General features: G+C 63.6%; 1 pseudogene. It reads left to right on the top strand.

Annotation, left to right across the window (positions count from 1 at the left end):
- A pseudogene (locus V5E28_RS48770) lies at positions 1 to 2,474 on the top strand (DNRLRE domain-containing protein); the annotation flags it as partial.

The raw sequence follows: 2,474 nt of genomic DNA, 5'->3' as shown, positions 1-2,474 counted from the left end.
CGCACCACCACGATCGACTACATCTATGACGCAGCGAGCAGGCTCAGCTCCGTCACGCTCGATCCGACCAACCTCGCCCGTAAGACCGTCTACGTCTACGACGCGAACGACAACATCATCACGACTCAGAGGTCCGGATCCGGCACGAGCCGGATTGAGACGAGCGAGTTCGCCTACAACAAGGAGAACCACCTCGTTCGCCAGACGATCAACAACGAAGATCAGGACCTGACCAGCACCTGGATGGTCGACGATCGCGGACTGATTCTCCAGAAGGTCGACCCGCGCGGCAATGTGGACGGGGCGGATCAGGTGGCGTTCGCCACCTCCTATCGCTACGACCGGATCGGCAGGCTCGTCGAGGCCAAGGATCCACCGGTGCAGATCGACAAGGCGGGATCGTCCCAAGAGGCGCGTCCCACCTTGCGGATCGGATACGACAGCGCTGACCGGCAGACCCATGTCATCGATCCCGAGGGACGGCTTGCCACCTCCGAATTCGACCGAATGGGCCGGCGCACGTCGCTGACTGGGATGCCGTACACGCCGCCCGGCGGCTCCACGGTCACGCCCAAGATGGCCTACGGGTATGACGCCGGGGGACGCCTGGTCAAATTCACCGACCCGCGTGGGCAAGACACCACGATCGAGTACGACGCGCTGGACAACCCAGTCCGTGTCACCGACCCATCGCCAGCCCAAGGCCAGCCTGCCGGGCAATGGCTGGCGGAGTTCGACCTGATGGGCGAGCAACTGGCGGCAATCGACCCGACCGGGGCACGCACGGCCGCCACCTACGACGACCTCGGTCGGCAGATTACCAGCACTGCGGTAGAACGCCGCCCCGCGAGTGCCGCGTACACCACCAACCTGCGCTACAACGACGCCGGAGACCTCACCAAGGTGATCCTTCCGGGAAACCAGACGACCACCTACACGGTCAACGCCGCAGGCGAGACCACGGCCGTGACTGACCCAATGAATGACATCTCCACCTACACCTACGATCTGGTGGGCCGCCCGCAGAAGGTCACCAACCCTCTGGGCAACGCCATGGTCGGAGACTACGATCTGGCCGGTCGGCTTACCAGCGTGAAAAGCCTGGACAGCAGCGGGGCGACGGTACGCGCCGTCACCATGGGCTACGACCTAGCCGACAACCTCACTCGCTTCACCTCCGGTGAAGGCCACGTAACCCGCCGCGCCTACGACGCTGTCAACCTGCTGACCGAGTTGGTAGAACCCGTCTCCAACACGGAATCCATCACCACCAGCTACGGTCATGACGCCGTCGGCGCGCCAACCCGCATGACTGACGGTCGCGGAAATGCGACGTGGACGAGCTACAACACTCTGGGCTTGATCGAGACCCTCATCGAGCCGGCCACCGCAGCCCACCCCACTCTGACTGACCGTACCTGGACGCACGTCTACGACATCGCCGGCAATGAGACCGCTCTTGTACAGCCGGGCGGAGTGCGCCTGCACCGGCAGTACGATGCCATGAACCGGGTGACCAAGATCTCCGGCTCCGGCGCGGGCATCGTCGCCGAGGACAAGGCCTACGGGTATGACCTCGCCCACCGCATCACCACTGTGGGTGACCAGACACTCGAGTACAACGACCGTAGCCTGCTGACCAAAGTCTCCACCCCCTCAGGGGCGAGCACCACTTTCGCCTACGACGCCGTGGGCAACCCCAGCCAGCGCGTCGACCTGACAGGCACTACTACGTTCACCTGGGACAACGACAACCGGTTAAAGACCGTCACAGACCCTGTCAGCGGCCGTACCAACACCTACGACTACGACAAGGCAGACCGTCTCACCACCATCACCTCGACCAATCCCGTCAACACCCAGTCCTACACGTACGACGCCCTCGACCGGCCGATCACCCACACGCTTAAGAAGAGCGGGGGAGGCCAACTCGCGAAGATCACATACGGCTGGGACAAAGATGACAACCTGACCTCTAAGACGACCGCTGGCACTGCGGGCGCCGGTTTAAATGCCTACGGCTACGACCATGCCGGCCGCTTGACCTCCTGGACCGGGCCGGACGGCACCATCACGAGCTACACGTGGGATGCCTCTGGCAACCGCACTAAAGCAGGGGACAAGACCTACAGCTACGACGAGCGCAACCGTCTGCTGTCTGGAGACGGCAGTGACTACACCTATACTCCGCGCGGCACACTGGCCACCCAGACCAAGAACGGCGTCACCCGCAACCTCACCTTTGACGCCTTCGACCGGCTACTCAACGACGGCGATGCCCACTACACCTACGACGCCTTCGATCGCGTGGCCACCCGGCAGAGCGGCGGCGGTGAGCAGCGCTTCGTCTATGCGGGCCTCGACAACGACATCATCGCCATCACCGACCCAACCGGTGCTGTCCAATCGCGATACGGCCGCGACCCCTTCGGCAACACCCTGTCGGTGCAGCAAGCAGGCAACCCTGCCCACGG

This window comes from Nonomuraea sp. LPB2021202275-12-8, from assembly GCF_037044575.1.
Lineage (GTDB): Bacteria > Actinomycetota > Actinomycetes > Streptosporangiales > Streptosporangiaceae > Nonomuraea.
This window is presented reverse-complemented; position numbering and strand designations above follow the sequence as displayed.